At 64.5% G+C, this 17940-nt stretch carries 22 protein-coding genes; 11 read left to right on the top strand and 11 right to left on the bottom strand.

The window, feature by feature from the left end; genetic code table 11:
* Positions 1 to 2: 2 nt before the first annotated feature.
* From mlaD to AC1RB9_RS23190, 3 genes are read right to left on the bottom strand one after another with little or no spacing between them, the layout of a single operon-like run.
* A complete protein-coding gene (mlaD, locus tag AC1RB9_RS23180; protein WP_003094339.1) occupies positions 3 to 476 on the bottom strand; it encodes an outer membrane lipid asymmetry maintenance protein MlaD in 474 nt (157 codons plus the stop codon).
* The gene (mlaE, locus tag AC1RB9_RS23185; RefSeq protein WP_003094341.1) at positions 477 to 1274 is read right to left on the bottom strand and encodes a lipid asymmetry maintenance ABC transporter permease subunit MlaE; all 798 of its coding nucleotides are present in this window, start codon (positions 1272 to 1274) and stop codon (positions 477 to 479) included.
* Positions 1274 to 2083, bottom strand: a complete 810-nt coding sequence (locus tag AC1RB9_RS23190; protein ID WP_003094343.1) for an ATP-binding cassette domain-containing protein — start codon at positions 2081 to 2083, stop codon at positions 1274 to 1276. The genes mlaE and AC1RB9_RS23190 overlap by 1 nt, the downstream gene beginning before the upstream one ends.
* Before the next feature lie 413 nt (positions 2084 to 2496).
* Between AC1RB9_RS23190 and kdsD the strand changes: the two genes are divergently transcribed.
* The 10 genes from kdsD to AC1RB9_RS23240 all read left to right on the top strand — a co-directional run bounded on the left by kdsD (position 2497) and on the right by AC1RB9_RS23240 (position 9583).
* A complete protein-coding gene (gene kdsD, locus AC1RB9_RS23195) occupies positions 2497 to 3477 on the top strand; it encodes an arabinose-5-phosphate isomerase KdsD (protein ID WP_170954267.1) in 981 nt (326 codons plus the stop codon).
* Positions 3477 to 4016: a KdsC family phosphatase gene (locus AC1RB9_RS23200; RefSeq protein WP_003112742.1), complete on the top strand. Its 540-nt coding sequence runs from the start codon at positions 3477 to 3479 to the stop codon at positions 4014 to 4016. Before kdsD ends, AC1RB9_RS23200 begins: the two co-directional genes overlap by 1 nt.
* A gap of 8 nt (positions 4017 to 4024) precedes the next feature.
* Positions 4025 to 4597, top strand: coding sequence for an LPS export ABC transporter periplasmic protein LptC (lptC, locus tag AC1RB9_RS23205; RefSeq protein ID WP_003094353.1), 573 nt, complete (start codon positions 4025 to 4027; stop codon positions 4595 to 4597).
* A complete protein-coding gene (gene lptA, locus AC1RB9_RS23210; RefSeq protein ID WP_003120916.1) occupies positions 4584 to 5111 on the top strand; it encodes a lipopolysaccharide transport periplasmic protein LptA in 528 nt (175 codons plus the stop codon). The genes lptC and lptA overlap by 14 nt, the downstream gene beginning before the upstream one ends.
* Positions 5111 to 5836, top strand: a complete 726-nt coding sequence (gene lptB, locus AC1RB9_RS23215) for an LPS export ABC transporter ATP-binding protein (protein WP_003094355.1) — start codon at positions 5111 to 5113, stop codon at positions 5834 to 5836. The genes lptA and lptB overlap by 1 nt, the downstream gene beginning before the upstream one ends.
* Before the next feature lie 225 nt (positions 5837 to 6061).
* Complete coding sequence (locus AC1RB9_RS23220; RefSeq protein WP_003094357.1) at positions 6062 to 7555, top strand: RNA polymerase factor sigma-54; 1494 nt, start codon at positions 6062 to 6064, stop codon at positions 7553 to 7555.
* Between the two features lie 77 nt (positions 7556 to 7632).
* The gene (hpf, locus tag AC1RB9_RS23225) at positions 7633 to 7941 is read left to right on the top strand and encodes a ribosome hibernation-promoting factor, HPF/YfiA family (protein WP_003094359.1); all 309 of its coding nucleotides are present in this window, start codon (positions 7633 to 7635) and stop codon (positions 7939 to 7941) included.
* A 13-nt stretch (positions 7942 to 7954) separates the two neighbouring features.
* On the top strand, positions 7955 to 8419 hold the full coding sequence (gene ptsN / locus AC1RB9_RS23230) for a PTS IIA-like nitrogen regulatory protein PtsN (protein ID WP_003098853.1): 465 nt from the start codon (positions 7955 to 7957) through the stop codon (positions 8417 to 8419).
* A gap of 1 nt (position 8420) precedes the next feature.
* Entirely contained in the window at positions 8421 to 9281 is an 861-nt protein-coding gene (gene rapZ, locus AC1RB9_RS23235) for an RNase adapter RapZ (RefSeq protein WP_003094361.1), read from the top strand.
* Between the two features lie 29 nt (positions 9282 to 9310).
* Positions 9311 to 9583 carry an HPr family phosphocarrier protein gene (locus AC1RB9_RS23240; RefSeq protein WP_003094362.1) on the top strand — a complete coding sequence of 91 codons (273 nt, stop codon included), beginning with the start codon at positions 9311 to 9313 and terminating at the stop codon, positions 9581 to 9583.
* Between the two features lie 96 nt (positions 9584 to 9679).
* On the opposite strand, the gene AC1RB9_RS23245 is transcribed toward AC1RB9_RS23240, so the two are convergent.
* From AC1RB9_RS23245 to pmbA, 6 genes are all read right to left on the bottom strand, one after another.
* Entirely contained in the window at positions 9680 to 10612 is a 933-nt protein-coding gene (locus tag AC1RB9_RS23245) for a ZIP family metal transporter (RefSeq protein WP_003123303.1), read from the bottom strand.
* An 18-nt stretch (positions 10613 to 10630) separates the two neighbouring features.
* The gene (locus AC1RB9_RS23250) at positions 10631 to 11242 is read right to left on the bottom strand and encodes a superoxide dismutase (RefSeq protein WP_003098862.1); all 612 of its coding nucleotides are present in this window, start codon (positions 11240 to 11242) and stop codon (positions 10631 to 10633) included.
* A gap of 12 nt (positions 11243 to 11254) precedes the next feature.
* Complete coding sequence (locus AC1RB9_RS23255) at positions 11255 to 11704, bottom strand: hypothetical protein (RefSeq protein WP_003094369.1); 450 nt, start codon at positions 11702 to 11704, stop codon at positions 11255 to 11257.
* Positions 11705 to 11731: 27 nt separating this feature from the next.
* The gene (gene fumC / locus AC1RB9_RS23260; protein ID WP_003098863.1) at positions 11732 to 13108 is read right to left on the bottom strand and encodes a class II fumarate hydratase FumC; all 1377 of its coding nucleotides are present in this window, start codon (positions 13106 to 13108) and stop codon (positions 11732 to 11734) included.
* Complete coding sequence (locus tag AC1RB9_RS23265) at positions 13101 to 13496, bottom strand: hypothetical protein (protein ID WP_003094374.1); 396 nt, start codon at positions 13494 to 13496, stop codon at positions 13101 to 13103. The genes fumC and AC1RB9_RS23265 overlap by 8 nt, the downstream gene beginning before the upstream one ends.
* Positions 13497 to 13643: 147 nt before the next feature.
* On the bottom strand, positions 13644 to 14993 hold the full coding sequence (gene pmbA / locus AC1RB9_RS23270) for a metalloprotease PmbA (RefSeq protein WP_003455542.1): 1350 nt from the start codon (positions 14991 to 14993) through the stop codon (positions 13644 to 13646).
* Between the two features lie 98 nt (positions 14994 to 15091).
* Here pmbA and yjgA point away from each other — a divergent pair, with 98 nt between their 5' ends.
* The gene (gene yjgA / locus AC1RB9_RS23275) at positions 15092 to 15616 is read left to right on the top strand and encodes a ribosome biogenesis factor YjgA (protein ID WP_003094378.1); all 525 of its coding nucleotides are present in this window, start codon (positions 15092 to 15094) and stop codon (positions 15614 to 15616) included.
* 30 nt (positions 15617 to 15646) lie between these two features.
* Here yjgA and tldD read toward each other — a convergent pair whose 3' ends face one another.
* Positions 15647 to 17089, bottom strand: coding sequence for a metalloprotease TldD (gene tldD / locus AC1RB9_RS23280; protein WP_003094380.1), 1443 nt, complete (start codon positions 17087 to 17089; stop codon positions 15647 to 15649).
* Positions 17090 to 17091: 2 nt separating this feature from the next.
* The gene (locus tag AC1RB9_RS23285) at positions 17092 to 17940 is read right to left on the bottom strand and encodes a carbon-nitrogen hydrolase family protein (RefSeq protein WP_003112739.1); all 849 of its coding nucleotides are present in this window, start codon (positions 17938 to 17940) and stop codon (positions 17092 to 17094) included.

Consider the following 17940-nt stretch of genomic DNA (forward strand, 5'->3'; position numbering starts at 1 on the left):
CCTCACTTTTTGGCTTCGTCTTTGTTAACCGAGTTCAGCAGGAACTTGCCGATCAGGTCTTCCAGCACCAGCGCCGACTGGGTGTCGTGGATGGTGCTGCCGTCCTTCAGAACGTCCTCGTCGCCGCCGACGCTGATGCCGATGTATTTCTCGCCCAGCAGGCCGGCGGTCAGGATCGACGCCGTGGAATCGACCGGCAGGTTGTTCACGTTCTGGTTGATCTCCATGGTCACGCGACCAGTGTAGCTGTCGCGATCCAGGTCGACCGCCGTCACCTTGCCGATCGTCACGCCGGCCAGGGTGACCTTGCCGCGCACGGTAACACCGGCGATGTTGTCGAAGTAGGCGTAGACCTTGTAGGTATCACCGGCGTTGCCCACGCTCAGGCCGCTGACCCGCAGGGCCAGCAGCAACAGGGCCAGCAGGCCGGCCAGGAGGAACAGGCCGACACCGATTTCCAGGGTGCGGGTTTGCATTCAGAAATCTCCAAACATCAAAGCAGTCAGAATGAAGTCGAGCCCCAGCACCGCCAGGGAGGCATAGACCACGGTCCGGGTCGTCGCCCGGCTGATTCCTTCCGAGGTCGGCTCGCAGTCGTAGCCTTGGTAGACCGCGATCCAGGTCACCACGAAGGCGAATACGATACTTTTGATCACGCCGTTGAGCACATCCTCGGTGAACTGCACGCTGTTCTGCATGTTCGCCCAGAACGACCCCTCGTATACGCCCAGCCAGTCGACCGCGACCATCGCCCCACCCCAGATGCCGACCACGCTGAAGATCGCGGCGAGCAGCGGCATGGAGATGAAACCGGCCCACAGGCGCGGCGCGACGATGTACTTGAGCGGGTCGACACCGATCATTTCCAGGCTGGAAAGCTGTTCGGTGGCCTTCATGTTGCCGATTTCCGCGGTAAGCGCAGAGCCGGCACGGCCGGCGAACAGCAGGCCGGTCACCACCGGCCCCAGTTCGCGCAGCAGGGTCAGGGCCACCATCTGCCCGACCGCCTGCTCGGAACCATAGGAAATCAGGATGTTGTAGCCCTGCAGGGCCAGCACCATGCCAATGAACAGGCCCGAGACGACGATGATCGCCAGCGACAGCACGCCTACCGAGTAGAGTTGCTTCACCAGCAGGTGCAAACCGGTGCCTGGCGTGCGCCGGCCGAGCAGGGCGTGGCCGAGGAACAGGGTCGAGCGGCCGAGCGCGGCGACCACGTCCAGGCCGGCGCGGCCGAACAGCCGGATACGTTCGAGGGGAGAGACTCTACGCATCAGCGCTCTCCCAGCAGGTCGGCCCGGTAGTCGCGGGCCGGATAATGGAACGGAACGGGACCATCCGGGATTCCCTTGACGAACTGGCGGATACGAGGATCGTCGGTTTCCTTGAGGACGTCCGGCGTCCCGTGGCCAAGTACCCGGCCGTCGCCGACGATATAGATGTAGTCGGCGATGCTGGCGGTCTCGGCCAGGTCATGGGAAACCACGATGCTGGTGATGCCGAGGGCATCGTTGAGCAGGCGGATCAGGCGCACCAGGACGCCCATGGCGATCGGATCCTGCCCCACGAACGGCTCGTCGTAGAGCAGGATCTGCGGGTCCAGGGCGATCGCCCGGGCCAGGGCGACGCGGCGCTTCATGCCGCCGGAAAGCTCGTCCGGCATCAGTTCCACGGCGCCGCGCAGGCCGACGGCCTGAAGCTTCATCAGGACGATGTCGCGGATCATCTCTTCCGGCAGCTGGGTATGCACACGCAGCGGAAACGCGACGTTCTCGAAGACGTCGAGATCGGTGAACAGCGCCCCGCTCTGGAACAGCACGCCGAACTGCTTGCGCATGTCGAACAGGTCGCCGCGCGAAAGCTGCGGCAGGTTCTGCCCGTTGACCCAGACCTCCCCCTTCGAAGGACGCAACTGGGAGGCGATCAGCCGCAGCAACGTGGTCTTGCCGCAACCGGACGGGCCCATGATGCCGGTCACCTTTCCGCGCGGGATACGCACATCGATGTTGTCGAAAATCGCCCGCGATCCGCGCTTGAAGGTCAGGCCCTTCAACTCGACCGCGTAGGCACTATCGGTGCTCATCAGGACTCCTTGCGATGCGACCCGTCCATGCTGGACGCCTTGCCCCGTTGCAAAGGCACGCATCCCGGAGGGGTCGAATGGGCGCGGACTATAGCACTGCGGCGGGTTCTGGCCCAAGGCCTGGCACCGTGCCGTTCAGCTTGGATTCAGCTTGTTCGGAGCGTTCTCTCAGCCCTTTAGGACATATCGCACACTTCAGGTTCACTACGGACAGAAAAAAATCGCGTCGACGTCGAATATATCGACATTTATGCAGTCATAGCGCGGAGTGCAGATAACGGCGGCGTAACAGAGCATTGCAGTCCATACAACATTGCGCCGCGGGGGATGCGGACCGACTTCACAGCATGGCTGGTGTAAGCGGGGCACGCTTTCCCGTTATAATCCCGCCTTTAATCCAGGCGCCACATTCGTTGAACATGAGCCAGAACCTCGATTTCATCCATTCCGCCCAGCGCACCATCGGCCTCGAGCGCGACGCGGTAGACAGCCTGCTGGCGCGGATTGGCGACGATTTCGTCAAGGCCTGCGAACTGCTGCTGGCCGGCAAGGGCCGGGTCGTCGTCGTCGGCATGGGCAAGTCCGGTCACATCGGCAAGAAGATCGCCGCTACCCTGGCCAGCACCGGCACCCCCTCCTTCTTCGTGCATCCGGCCGAGGCCAGCCATGGCGACATGGGCATGATCACCAAGGACGACGTGGTCCTCGCCCTGTCCAACTCCGGCTCGACTGCCGAAATCGTCACCCTGTTGCCTCTGATCAAGCGCCTGGGCATCACCCTGATCAGCATGACCGGTAACCCCGAGTCGCCCCTGGCCAAGGCTGCGGAAGTGAACCTGGACGCCAGTGTCGGCCAGGAAGCCTGCCCACTGAACCTGGCCCCGACCTCCTCCACCACCGTAACCCTGGTCCTCGGCGACGCCCTGGCGATCGCCCTGCTCGAAGCCCGCGGCTTTACCGCGGAAGACTTCGCCTTCTCGCACCCGGGCGGTGCGCTGGGCCGCCGACTGCTGCTGAAGGTGGAAGACGTCATGCACGTCGGCGAAGGGCTGCCGCAGGTGCTGCTCGGCACCTCGCTGACCGGCGCGCTGATGGAAATGACCCGCAAGGGCCTGGGCATGACCGTAGTGCTCGACGAACATGGCAAGCTTGCCGGCATTTTCACCGATGGCGACCTGCGTCGCGCCCTGGATCGGGGCATCGACGTCCGCCAGGTCACCATCGACCAGGTGATGACCGTCCACGGCAAGAGCGTCCGCGCCGAGATCCTCGCCGCGGAAGCCCTGAAGATCATGGAAGACAACAAGATCGGCGCACTGGTGGTGGTCGACGCGGACGACCGTCCGGTCGGCGCCCTGAACATGCACGACCTGTTGCGCGCAGGAGTGATGTAATGAGCGATACCCATTCGGCCGCGGAACTCCCGGTCCGGGCCAGCCGGATACGCCTGGCGATTTTCGACGTCGACGGCGTGCTGACCGACGGCAAGCTGTATTTCCTCGTCGACGGCAGCGAGTTCAAGACCTTCAACACCCTGGACGGACATGGCATCAAGATGCTCATCGCCTCCGGCGTGCGCACCGCCATCATCACCGGCCGCGACACTCCGGTGGTCGAACGGCGCGCGCGCAACCTGGGCATCCAGCATCTCTATCAGGGCCGGGAAGACAAGCTCGCCGTCCTCGACGAACTTCTCGGCGAACTCGGACTAGGCTATGAGCAAGTCGCCTACCTTGGCGACGACCTGCCCGATCTGCCGGTGATCCGCCGCGTCGGCCTGGGCATGGCGGTAGCCAGTGCCGACCCGTTCGTGCGCCAGCATGCCCATGGCGTCACCGCGGCCCGCGGCGGCGAAGGCGCCGCCCGCGAGTTCTGCGAACTGATCATGCGCGCCCAGGGTACGCTCGAAGCCGCCCAGAGCGCCTATCTGTAGAGCCGACCATGCCGAAGACACTACGCCAGAAACTGCTGCTCGCCCTGATCGCCCTGTTGCTGATCGTCGCGGGCTACTACTGGAACGTCGGGCTCGAGCTGTTCAACGAACAGCCGACCCGTCCCGGCCAGGACAATACCATCGACTACTATGCCGAGAATGCCCATAGCCTCCAGTACCAGGAGGACGGCAGCCTCGACTACGAGATGACCGCGGTGAAGCTGGAGCACCAGAAAGCCACGGACATCACTTTCGTCACCACCCCCGACCTGCTGCTCTTCCGTGGCAACGTGCAACCCTGGCACATCCAGAGCGCCCGCGCCGAAGTCGGACCGAAAGGCAAGGAGGTCGAACTCATCGACGACGTGCGCGTCGCACGTACCGATGCCAAGGGCCAACCAAGCATCCTGACCACCACTCGGCTGACCGTATTCCCCGACAAGAATTATGCACAGACCGAGCAAGCCGTTAAAATCGACGCGGCCAATGGAGTGACGACGGCTGTTGGAATGAAAGCGTATCTGAAAGACAGCCGGATGCACCTGCTGTCCAACGTAAGAGGTCAGCATGAGGTTCGTTAATACCCTCCCCCTTATTTTCGGTCTGACTGCCGCCCTCGGCAGCTCCATGGCCTTGGCCCTGCCTTCGGACCGCGAACAACCGATCCGCGTCCAGGCCGACAGCGCCGAACTGGACGACAAGCAGGGCGTCGCGGTCTACCGCGGCGACGTCGTGGTGACCCAGGGCAGCACCAAGCTGACCGGCAACACCGTGACCCTGAAGCAGGACAAGAACGGCGACATCGAGGTCGTGACCTCGGTCGGCAAACCTGCCTACTACGAGCAGAAACCCGCTCCGGACAAGGACGTGACCAAGGCCTATGGCCTGACCATCCAGTACTTCGTCACGCAGAACCGGGTCGTGCTGATCGACCAGGCCAAGGTGATCCAGGAAGGCAACACCTTCGAAGGCGAGAAGATCGTCTACGACACCCAGCGCCAGATCGTCAACGCGGGTCGTGCCACCGGCTCCCAGGTGACCAGCCCGCGCCCGCGCATCGACATGGTCATCCAGCCGAAGAAAAAGGCCCAGTAATGGCAACGCTCAAAGCCCAGCACCTGGCCAAAAGCTATAAAGGCCGGCAAGTCGTCCGCGACGTCAGCATGTCCATCGATAGCGGGCAGATCGTCGGCCTGCTCGGTCCGAACGGTGCCGGCAAGACCACCTGCTTCTACATGATCGTCGGCCTGGTCCAGGCCGACCAGGGCGTGGTCCGCATCGACGAGCAGAACGTCACCCACCTGCCGATGCACGGGCGCGCCCGGGCCGGCATCGGCTACCTGCCGCAGGAAGCCTCGATCTTCCGCAAGCTGTCGGTATCCGACAACATCATGGCGATCCTCGAGACCCGCAGCGACCTCGATCGCAACGGTCGCAAGGAAGCCCTGGAAGGCCTGCTGCAGGAATTCCACATCCACCACATCCGCGACAACCTCGGCATGAGCCTGTCCGGCGGCGAACGACGCCGGGTGGAAATCGCCCGCGCCCTGGCCAGCGCGCCGAAATTCATCCTCCTCGACGAGCCCTTCGCCGGCGTGGACCCGATCTCGGTCGGCGACATCAAGCAGATCATCCATCACCTCAAGGCGAAGGGTATCGGCATCCTCATCACCGACCACAACGTCCGCGAGACCCTGGACATCTGTGAAACGGCGTATATCGTCAATGATGGGCAGTTGATCGCGGAAGGGGATGCCGAGAGCATCCTCGCCAACGACCTGGTCAAGGAAGTCTACCTGGGGCACGAGTTCCGCCTCTGAAGAAATCTCCTAGCGCGCCCTCCGGCCTCGCCGGAGCGGTTCCGCTCGCCCGCGGTTTCGCAACCACGAGTGCCGCCTGGAGCGGATGATTTATTCAGAGCAACCCTAGGCAAAGTACGAAAATTCAGGCATATAATTTGCTTCCTGGCGGTGCCGCCACCTCGGCACCCGTAGTAGTGGATGGTGCCATCCGGTACCAGCGAATAAGGTACTAAGCCCTCAGCCATGAAACCATCGCTAGTCCTCAAGATGGGCCAGCAGCTGACGATGACGCCGCAGCTGCAACAGGCCATACGCCTCCTCCAGCTATCCACCCTGGACCTCCAGCAGGAAATCCAGGAAGCGCTGGAATCCAATCCCATGCTCGAACGCCAGGAAGACGGCGACGATTTCGACAACAGCGACCCTCTCGCCGATGGCGCCGAACAGGCGGCCAGCGCGCCCCAGGAGAGCCCTCTCCAGGAAAGCGCCACGCCCAGCGTCGAAAGCCTCGACGACGACCAGTGGAGCGAACGCATACCCAGCGAGTTGCCGGTGGATACCGCCTGGGAAGACATCTACCAGACCAGCGCCAGCAGCCTGCCCAGCAACGACGATGACGAATGGGACTTCACCGCGCGCACCAGCAGCGGCGAGAGCCTGCACAGCCACCTGCTCTGGCAGGTCAACCTGGCACCGATGTCGGACACCGATCGGATGATCGCGGTGACCATCATCGATAGCATCAACAACGATGGCTACCTCGAAGAGTCCCTCGAGGAAATCCTCGCCGCCATCGATCCGGAACTGGACGTCGAGCTCGACGAAGTGGAAGTCGTGCTGCGCCGCATCCAGCAACTGGAACCCGCCGGCATCGGCGCCCGCAACCTGCGCGAGTGCCTGCTGCTGCAACTGCGCCAGTTGCCGTCCACCACGCCCTGGCTGAACGAAGCGCTGCGCCTGGTATCCGACTACCTCGACCTGCTCGGCGGCCGCGACTACAGCCAATTGATGCGGCGCATGAAGCTCAAGGAAGACGAACTGCGCCAGGTCATCGAGCTGATCCAGTGCCTGCATCCCCGGCCCGGTTCGCAGATCGAATCGAGCGAAGCCGAATACATCGTCCCCGACGTCATCGTGCGCAAGGACAACGAGCGCTGGCTGGTCGAGCTGAACCAGGAGGCGATGCCGCGCCTGCGCGTCAACGCCACCTACGCCGGCATGGTCCGCCGCGCCGACAGCAGCGCCGACAATACCTTCATGCGCAACCAGTTGCAGGAAGCCCGCTGGTTCATCAAGAGCCTGCAGAGCCGCAACGAAACGCTGATGAAGGTCGCCACCCAGATCGTCGAGCACCAGCGCGGTTTCCTCGACTACGGCGAAGAAGCCATGAAGCCGCTGGTCCTGCATGACATCGCCGAAGCGGTGGGCATGCACGAATCGACCATTTCGCGGGTCACCACGCAGAAATACATGCATACGCCGCGCGGCATTTTCGAGCTGAAATATTTCTTTTCAAGTCACGTCAGTACCGCCGAAGGCGGGGAATGCTCGTCCACCGCGATCCGCGCGATCATCAAGAAACTGGTGGCCGCGGAAAATGCGAAAAAGCCATTGAGCGACAGCAAGATCGCTGGTTTACTGGAGGCACAGGGCATTCAAGTGGCTCGCCGCACCGTCGCCAAATACCGCGAATCCCTGGGCATAGCCCCTTCGAGCGAGCGCAAGCGACTGGTGTGACGTTGATCCACGCCAAGGTGTTCCGGAGGCAGGTTGCTAACCTGCCACTTACACACGGGCAACAAGGAGAACGCGGTATGCAAGTCAACATCAGTGGCCATCAACTGGATGTGACCGACGCCCTGCGCGACTATGTCGGCGAGAAACTGAGCCGTCTGGAGCGCCATTTCGACAAGATCACCAATGTTCAGGTGATCATGGAGGTCGAGAAACTGAAGCAGAAGATCGAAGCCACCCTGCGCATCGCCGGTGGCGAGATCGTAGCCAATGCGGAACATGAGGACATGTACGCGGCCATCGACCTGCTGATCGACAAACTCGACCGTCAACTGATCAAACACAAAGAGAAGTATCTCGAACGGCAGCAAGGCGTAGGCGCCCGCTGATCTCCCCTCCCCTATGATCCGACTTGAGCAAATCCTGACCCCCGGCCGTTCCCTCGTGAACGTGCCGGGCGGCAGCAAGAAACGCGTACTCGAACAAATCGCCAACCTGGTAGCCAGGGAGCTGCCGGAGTTCGACGCCCAGACCATCTTCGAAAACCTGGTGGCCCGGGAAAAACTCGGTTCCACCGGCTTCGGCAATGGCATCGCCATTCCGCACTGCCGCCTGTCTGGCTGCCAGAGCCCCATCAGCGCCGTGCTGCACCTGGATGCTCCCGTGGACTTCGACGCGCTGGACGGCGCGCCGGTCGACCTGCTCTTCGTCCTGCTAGTACCGGAGGCCGCGACCGAAGAACATCTCGAACTGCTCCGGCAGATCGCCGCCATGCTCGACCGTGCCGACGTACGCGACCGCCTGCGCAGCGCTCCCACCGCCGAAGCGCTTTATCAGATCGTGGTAGACGTACAGAACGGGCAATGACATGCGCCTGATCATCGTCAGTGGCCGCTCGGGCTCGGGCAAGAGCACCGCCCTGAACGTCCTCGAAGACAACGGCTTCTATTGCATCGACAACCTTCCCGCCAGCCTGCTTCCCGACCTGGCGCAGCGCGCCCTGTTGCACACGGAGCTACTGCAGCCACAGGTGGCGGTGTCGATCGACGCCCGCAACCTGCCCAGCCAGTTGCAGCGCTTCCCCGAACTGTTGCAGGAAGTGCGGGACAACCACATCAACTGCGATGTGCTGTATCTCGACGCCGACGACGAGACGCTGCTCAAACGATTCTCGGAAACCCGCCGGCGCCACCCGCTGACCACCGACACCCGTTCGCTGGCGGAGGCGATTGGCGACGAGAGCCAATTGCTCGGACCGATCGCCGACCTCGCCGACCTGAAGCTGGACACCACCAGCCTCAACCTCTATCAGCTGCGCGACACCATCAAACTGCGCCTGTTGAACAAGCCGGAGCCCGGCACCGCGTTCCTCGTCGAATCCTTTGGCTTCAAGCGCGGCATGCCAGTCGACGCCGACCTGGTGTTCGATGTGCGCTGCCTGCCGAACCCCTACTGGAAGCCCGAGTTGCGCGATCATTCGGGGCTGGAGCCGGAAGTCCGCGAGTATCTGGCCGCCCAGCCGGACGTCGAGGAAATGTACCAGGACATCGTCGGCTACCTGAACAAATGGCTGCCGCGCTTCGCCGCCAGTAACCGCTCATATGTAACAGTTGCGATAGGCTGTACCGGCGGGCACCATCGTTCGGTCTACCTCGCCGAGCGGATTGGCGCTGCACTCAGGGATTCCCTGAAGAACGTGCAGATTCGCCACCGCGATCTCAGCAGCTAGCCCATAACAAGAAGGACAGACTCCCCAAGATGCCCGCCCTCGAGATCACCATCATCAACAAGCTCGGTCTGCACGCCCGCGCGGCGGCCAAGTTCGTCGGCGTCGCGGGGCGCTACCCTTGCCAGGTCCGGGTCGGCCGCAATCCTGAAAGCTGCGTCGACGGCAAGAGCATCATGGCCGTGATGATGCTGGCTGCCGGCAAGGGCACCAACCTGCACCTGCATACCGAAGGCGAACAGGAAGACGAGGCGTTGAACGCGCTGGTCGAACTGATCAACAACAGGTTCGACGAGGGCGAGTAGGCTCTTCCCAGCGACAACGAAAAAGCCGCCAACTGGCGGCTTTTCCTTTCCGGCGATTGCGGCCGGCGTCAATTCAGCTCGGGTCGGATGAATCCCCTAGCCCAGCGCGGTATCCAGCACCATCATCAGGCAGAAACCGAACACCAGGCCCAGCGTAGCCTCGGCGGCATGTCCCTGGCGGTGGGACTCGGGAATGATCTCGTGGGTGACCACGAAGAGCATCGCTCCCCCCGCGGCGGCCAGCCCCCAGGGCAGGAGCAGCGCGGAGAGGCCGACCAGCCAGGCGCAGAGCACCGCGAACAGCGGCTCGACCAGGCCCGACGCGGCACCGACCAGCATCGCCTTGAAACGCGACATACCGACTCCGGCCAGCACCAGCGCCACCACCAGACCTTCCGGCACATCCTGCAGAGCGATGCCCAGGGCGAGGCCGTTCGCCTCGTCCAGGCCGGCACCGGCCGACACGCCAACCGCCATGCCTTCGGGGATGTTGTGCAGGACGATGGCCGTGACGAACAGCAGGATGCGCGGGGGAATGCCACCGGACAGTGGCGCGCCCTCGCAACCGGGATGGACGTCCGGCATCAGCCGGCCGAGGATGAACAGCCCCATCACGCCGACCGCCAGGCCGAAGCTGACCAGGAACCCCGCGCCGAACTTCGAGTAGCCGAGGTCGCCGGCCGCGGATAGCGCCGGCATGATCAGCGAGAAGGCCGTCGCCGAGAGCATCACGCCGGCACCGAAGCCCAGCAGCGCATCCGACAGGCGCGCCGGCATGGTCTTCACCACCAGCACCGGCATCGCCCCGAGAGCGGTACCGAAGGCACAGAGCAGGCCGCCTTTCAATGCCAGCACGATGGGCGCCGGCAGGTTGAGTTCGGCCAGCAACAGCGCGTGGCGGCCGAGCAGGTAGCCGCCGCCGATGAAGATCAGCAGGCCCAGCAGGTTGCGCAGCGTCCGCCCGTTACCTTCGGCGATGCCATGGAGCAACGCCTTCATCGCCGCACCGCCAGGCTGCCGGCCAGCCATCTCGCATCACGGGTAACACTAGGCCAGGGCTTGCGCATAGCGACGCGCGACCTCCCGCCAGTCGATCACGTTGTAGAAAGCGCCGATGTATTCCGGGCGGCGGTTCTGGTACTTCAGGTAATAGGCGTGCTCCCATACGTCCAGGCCGAGGATCGGCGTATTGCCGTTCATCAGCGGGCTGTCCTGGTTGCCGCTGCTCTCCACCAGCAAGCTGCCCTGGGGAGTCACGCTGAGCCAGGCCCAGCCGCTGCCGAAGCGGGTCAGCGCAGCCTTGGTGAACGCATCCTTGAACGCCTCGAAGCCCCCGAGCTGCTCATCGATGGCCCGCCCCAGGTCGCCATCGGGACGGCCACCGCCCTGGGGCGACATCACGGTCCAGAACAGCGAGTGGTTGGCATGCCCACCGCCATTGTTGACAACCGGGGTGCGCAGCTTCTCCGGCAAACCAGCCAGTTGCCGCAGCAGACTTTCCACCGGCTGCTCGGCATAGGGCGTGCCTTCCAGCGCGGCGTTCAGGTTGTTCACATAGGTCTGGTGGTGCTTGCTGTGGTGGATCTCCATGGTCAGCGCATCGATGTGCGGTTCCAGGGCATCGTAGGCGTAAGGCAAGGGCGGCAAGGCGTGGGGCATGGAAACTCTCCGTCAGTGATAGCGAAGTGAGGGGGGCGGAGCGAGGAACTCGGGTCGGACCTCCGCGTTCGGCGGTCCCTTGAGCAGGCGCTCGGTGCGCGGATAGGCACCGTGTTCGCCGATGAACGACAGCAGTTCGACATAGGTGCGCCGGCTGTGATGCTGGGCCGCCTGGCGCAGGGCCAGCGGCAGCTTCTGGTCGGCGCTGACCCGCAACAGGCGCTCGTGGCAGGCGCACAGGTATTCTGCGGTCTCCTCCGGTTGCTCCAGTTGCAGGTGCAAGTCGGCCAGGTTGTGATGGGAAATCACGAACGCCATCACCGCCTCGTCGGCGTCGCCCCAGCGTTCCAGCAGCACCTGGGCCAGGGCCAGGGCATGGAGGTAGTGCTCACGCGCATCGATCAATGCGCCGGTGACGAAACAGCGGTTGCCCTGTTCGATCGTTCGTTGCCAATGACGCATGGCGGTACCTCCAGTGGTGGGGCGGCCTCAGAGGCCGCCAGCCGTGAGTTTTTCCGGATCCAGCAACACCTCCAGGCGCGCACGGTCCAGATCGGTGTTTTCCAGCGCCACATCGATGATCGGCCGTCCCTCGCGATAGGCCTGCTTGGCGATTTCCGCAGCCTTCTGGTAGCCGATGATCGGGTTCAGCGCAGTGACCAGGATCGGGTTGCGCGCCAACGCCTCGCTGAGCTTGCCCTGGTTGACCTTGAAGCTGGCGATGGCCTTGTCCGCCAGCAGCCGGCTGACGTTGGCCAGCAACTGGATGCTGTGCAACAGGTTGTCCGCCACCAGCGGCAGCATCACGTTCAGTTCGAAGTTGCCCGATTGGCCAGCGACGGCAATGGCGGCGTCATTGCCGATCACCTGGGCGGCGACCATCGCGGTGGCCTCCGGGATCACCGGGTTGACCTTGCCGGGCATGATCGAGGAGCCTGGTTGCAGCGCTTCCAGCTCGATCTCGCCGAGCCCGGCAAGCGGCCCGGAGTTCATCCAGCGCAGGTCGTTGGCCAGCTTCATCAGGGTCACGGCCAGGGTCTTCAACTGGCCGGACGCAGCGACCGCGGTGTCCTGCGAACCGATCAGGGCGAAGAAGTCGTCGCCGGGGCGGAACGCCAGCCCGGTCAGGTCGTTCAGCTCCTGGCTGAAACGTTCGGCGAACCGAGGATGGGCGTTGATCCCGGTGCCCACCGCGGTGCCGCCCTGTGCCAACTGCTGCAAGGCAGGAAGTACGCTCTCGATGTGCACGCCGGCCTGTCGCACCTGCTGCGCCCAGCCACCGAGCACCTGGCTCATGCGTACCGGCATCGCATCCATCAGGTGGGTGCGGCCGGTCTTCACATAGGCATGCACTTCGCCGGCCTTGCTCTGGATAGTCTGCTCCAGGTGGCGCAGCGCCGGCAGCAGGCGTTCGCTGATCTCGAGGGCGGCACTGATGTGGATGGTCGAGGGAATGATGTCGTTGCTGCTCTGCCCGCAGTTCACATGGTCGTTCGGATTGACCTTGCCGCCCAGGCGACGACTGGCCAGGGTCGCCACCACTTCGTTGGCGTTCATGTTGGAACTGGTGCCGGAGCCGGTCTGGAACACATCCACCGGGAAATGCTGCATGAAGTCCTCCTGCAGCAGTTGCAGGCAGGTCTCGGCGATCGCCTCGCCCATCGGTGCATCCAGTTGCTGCAGGGAGACGTTCGCCCGCGCCGCCGCGGCCTTGGCCAGCAGCAGGGCGCGGACGAAGGCCTGGGGCATGCGTTGGCCGCTGACCGGGAAGTTGTTCACCGCGCGCTGGGTCTGGGCGCCATAGAGGGCGGTCGCCGGGACCGCCAGTTCGCCCATGCTGTCGCGTTCGATGCGGGTGTCAGTCATCTTGGTTTCCTTGTTGCGGGTGATCGAAGCTCATCGACGGCGCCAGGTCCTGCCTGGCCATTCGTACGGAGAGCTGGCGCAGCCGGCGTCGCTGGCTGCCGTTGGTGGTCAGTCGCTGAAGTTCGCAGAGGGGCCGGTAGGCGTAGTCGAGGCAGAGGCTGCGCCAGTGCCAGGGCAATATCGGATCGCGACCGGTATCGAGCAGGAGGTTGTAGGCTTTCTCGAACAGCGGCCAGGCGGCCACACCTTCCCAACCGGCGAGATAGCGCGCCTCGCCGAGGTACTGGTCGAGCAGGCGCGGTTCGTCGGGATCGAGCGCGCAGCGGATCTGCGTGCCCAGCCAGTACCAGTGATCCAATGCTTGCGGGTCGTGCGCCTCGAAGGACATGGCAACCTCACCAGACGATAATGAGATTGATTATTGTTTTCTTCTTGGCAAAAGACAAGCATGGTCCCCATAGAGGCGGACAATTGAACAGGCGGAAACGAAAACGCCAGCGACGAGCGCTGGCGTTTTATAGAGGGAAACCCGGCCTCAGCGCCCGGCCACCATCATCGACTCGACCAGTACAGAACCGGTATGCAGGTTGCCGCGCCGTTCGATGTCCTTGCCGACCGCGACGATACGGCGGAACAGGTCGCGCAGGTTGGCGGCGATGGTGACTTCCTGGACCGGGAACTGGATCTCGCCGTTCTCGACCCAGTAGCCGGCGGCGCCGCGGGAATAATCGCCGGTCACCAGGTTGACGCCCTGCCCCATCAACTCGGTGACCAGCAGGCCACGCCCCATCCTGCGTATGAGAGCGGCCTGGTCCTCGTCGCCATGGCTGACGAACAGGTTATGCACGCCGCCGGCGTTGGCCGTGCTCGGCAGGCCGAGCTTGCGCCCGGAATAGGTGCCCAGGACATAGGACACCAGCTCGCCGTTCTCGACGAATGGCTTGGCATAGGTCGCCAGGCCGTCGCTATCGAAGCTGGCGCTGCCGAGCGCGCCGACCAGGTGCGGCCGCTCGTCGATGCTCAGCCACTCGGGAAACAGGCGCTGGCCCAGCGCGCCTTCGAGGAAGGATGACTTGCGATACAGGCTGCCGCCTGAGATCGCCCCGAGGAAATGGCCGAACAGGCCAACAGCGATTTCCGGAGCGAACAGCACCGGCACTTCGGCGGTCTGCACCGGCCGCGCGCCCAGTCGGCTGGCGGCGCGCTCGGCGGCGCGCCGGCCGATCGACTCGGCGCTGGCCAAGGCCTCGCCACGGCGGTTGACGTCATACCAATAGTCACGCTGCATCTGTCCTTCGCCCTCGGCGATCATCACGCAACTGAGGCTGTGCCGGGTGCTGGCGTAACCACCGATGAAACCGTGGCTGTTACCGTATACCCGGCAGCCCTGGTGGGTATTCAGGGTGGTGCCGTCGGCCTTGGTCACCCGCTTGTCGGCGGCGAACGCCGCTGCCTCGCAAGCCAGGGCACGTTCCACGGCCTGCTCGGGATTCAGGCTCCATGGATGATAGAGGTCCAGCTCGGGCAACTCGCGGGCCATCAACGCGGCATCGGCGAGACCGGCGCATTCGTCCTCGGAGGTATGGCGGGCGATCGCCAGCGCCGCCGCCACCGTCTCGCGGATGGCCGCCTCGCCGGTCGCCGAGGTGCTCGCCGAGCCCTTGCGCTGGCCTGCATAGAGGGTGATGCCGAAACCTTGGTCACGGTTGAACTCGACGGTTTCCACCTCGCCCTGGCGCACGCTGGTGGACAGGCCCTGCTCCAGCGACACCGCCACTTCGCAGGCACTGGCGCCCTGGCGGCGGGCCTCGGCGATGATCTGCTCGACCTGCTCGCGAAGGTCCGGAAGCACGGAGGGACCGACTGCCGCGGCATGTAGACTCATCTGTTGACTCTCCTGTTGACGTGGCCGCCCACGCGGCCGGGCCGGACAAGCGGCCCCTGACTCGTTATCATGGCGGCGTTTTCCACTGGACCACCACCATGGCTGAATTTCACGACGACGACTCGCAATTCGAAGAGAAGAGCAAGTCGCAGATCAAACGCGAGCTGCATGCCCTGCAGGACCTCGGCGAGCGCCTGACCACCCTGCAACCGCAGTTGCTGGAGCGCCTGCCGCTCACCGACCCGCTACGCAAGGCGCTGCTCGAGGCGCCGAAGCACAAGGCGCACATCGCCCGCAAACGGCATATCCAGTACATCGGCAAACTGATGCGCGACCAGGACGTGGACGCCATCGTCGCCCTCATCGACCAGGTGGACTCCTCCACCCGCCAGTACAACGAACGTTTCCATGCCCTCGAACGTTGGCGCGACCAGTTGATCGCCGGCGGCGACGCAGCGCTCGACGCCTTCGTCGGGGAGTTCCCCGAGTGCGATCGCCAGCACCTGCGCGGCCTGGTCCGCCACGCCCAGCACGAGGCCGCGCACAACAAACCGCCGGCCGCCGCACGCAAAGTGTTCAAGTACATCCGCGAACTGGACGAAACCAAGCGCGGCCTGCGCTAGGTTTCGCCGCGCCGGCGCCCGGGCCATGCCTCAGGCGCCGGTGCCGCCGACGGTGATCGCATCGATCTTCAGGGTCGGCTGGCCGACGCCGACCGGCACCGACTGACCGTCCTTCCCGCAGGTTCCCACGCCACTGTCCAGGGCCAGGTCGTTGCCGACCATGGACACCCGGCTCATCGCTTCCGGACCGTTGCCGATCAGGGTGGCGCCTTTCACCGGGGTGGTGATCCTGCCGTTCTCGATCAGGTAGGCCTCGCTGGTGGAGAACACGAACTTGCCGCTGGTGATATCGACCTGGCCACCGCCGAGGTTGGCGCAGTAGATACCCTTCTCCACCGAGGCGATGATTTCCTGCGGATCGCTCTCGCCGGCCAGCATGTAGGTGTTGGTCATGCGTGGCATCGGCAGGTGCGCGTAGGACTCGCGGCGGCCGTTACCGGTGCGCGCCACGCCCATCAGGCGGGCGTTGAGCTTGTCCTGCATGTAGCCCTTGAGCACGCCGTTCTCGATCAGCACGTTGCAGTTGCTCGGCGTGCCTTCGTCATCCACGCTCAGCGAGCCGCGACGCCCGGCCAGGGTGCCGTCGTCGACGATGGTGCACAGGCTCGAGGCGACCTTTTCGCCGACCCGGCCGCTGTAGGCGGAGCTGCCCTTGCGGTTGAAGTCGCCCTCCAGGCCGTGGCCGACCGCTTCGTGGAGCAGGACCCCGGACCAACCCGCGCCCATCACCACCGGCAGGGTGCCGGCCGGCGCGGGAATCGCCTCGAGGTTCACCAGCGCCTGGCGCAGGGCCTCGCGGGCGTAGCCCATGGCACGATCCTCCTGGAGGAAATAGCGATAGTCGGTGCGACCGCCGCCGCCGTGGCCGCCGCGTTCGCGTCGGCCGTTCTGTTCGACGATCACGCTGACGTTGAAACGCACCAGCGGACGAATGTCGGCGGCCAGCGAACCGTCGCTGGCCGCTACCAGGATCTGCTCCCAGACGCCGGCCATGCTCACCGTGACCTGCTGGATGCGGGGATCGAGCGCACGGGTAGCGGCGTCGATCTGCTTCAGCAACTCGACCTTCTCGGCGCGGCTGAGCACGTCCAGCGGGTTCTCGCCGGCGTACAGGCGAGCCGGCGCCACGGCCTTGAACGCCTGCACGCTGCCGTTCTGTCCCGCACGGGAAATCGAACGGGCCGCCACCGCAGCCTGTTTCAACGCCTCGGCGGTGATCGCATTGCTATAGGCGAAGCCGGTCTTCTCGCCCGACTGCGCGCGTACCCCGACACCCTGGTCGAGATTGAAGCTGCCTTCCTTGACGATGCCGTCCTCGAGCATCCACGACTCGGAGACCTGGCTCTGGAAATACAGGTCGGCGGCATCGATGCCCGGGCCGTTCAGTTCATGAAGAATGCCGGGCAGGCTGTCCAGTTCCAGACCACCGGGGGCCAGCAATTGCTGGCTGACGGATGACAACAACTCGCTCATATTCACTCCGTACGCGCCGGCCGCGGTTCGGCCGGCGGGAAAAATCGTCTGTGCGCCACCACCGGCATGCGCCGGCGGATATCCGCCTGTTCTGCGGCGTCGCGCACCGCCAGCAGCACCGCTTCGCCCTGCGGCCGCTCGGCCAGGACCCGGCCCCAGGGATCGACGATGGCCGAATGGCCGAACGTCTCCCGGCCCCGTGGGTGAACGCCACCCTGTCCGGCCGCCAGCAGGTAGCACTGGGTCTCGATGGCACGGGCGCGGACCAGTACCTGCCAGTGCGCCGCGCCGGTCACCGCGGTGAACGCCGACGGCGCCGTGATCAGTTCCGCGCCGGCCTCGCGCAGGGCGGTATAGAGCTCCGGAAAACGCAGGTCGTAGCAGACCGTCAGGCCGAGGCGGCCGACCGGCGTATCCGCCACCACGATCTTCTGACCGAAAGCATAGTCGTCGGATTCACGATAGCGGCCCCGCGCATCGGCTACATCCACATCGAACAGGTGCAGCTTGTCGTAGCGGGCGACCCGCTCTCCGTGCTCGTCGATCAGCAGCGAACAGGCATTCGCCTTCGCCTCGGGTTGCCCATCCGGCGGCAGCGGCAACGTTCCGGCGACTATCCACAACCTGAGGTCGCGAGCGGCGGAATTCAACCACGGCAGGATAGGCCCGTTCCCCCGCGCCTCGGCGCGCCCCAGTTCGGCCAGGTCGCGCCGGCCCATGGCGGCGAAGTTTTCCGGTAGCACGGCGAGCCGCGCCCCGCCCTCGGCGGCCTGTTCCAGCAGGCGACGGGCGGCGGCCAGGTTGGCCGTCACGTCGTCCTGGCTGACCATCTGGATCACGGCAATGGACAT

Source organism: Pseudomonas sp. 20-5, assembly GCF_056782835.1.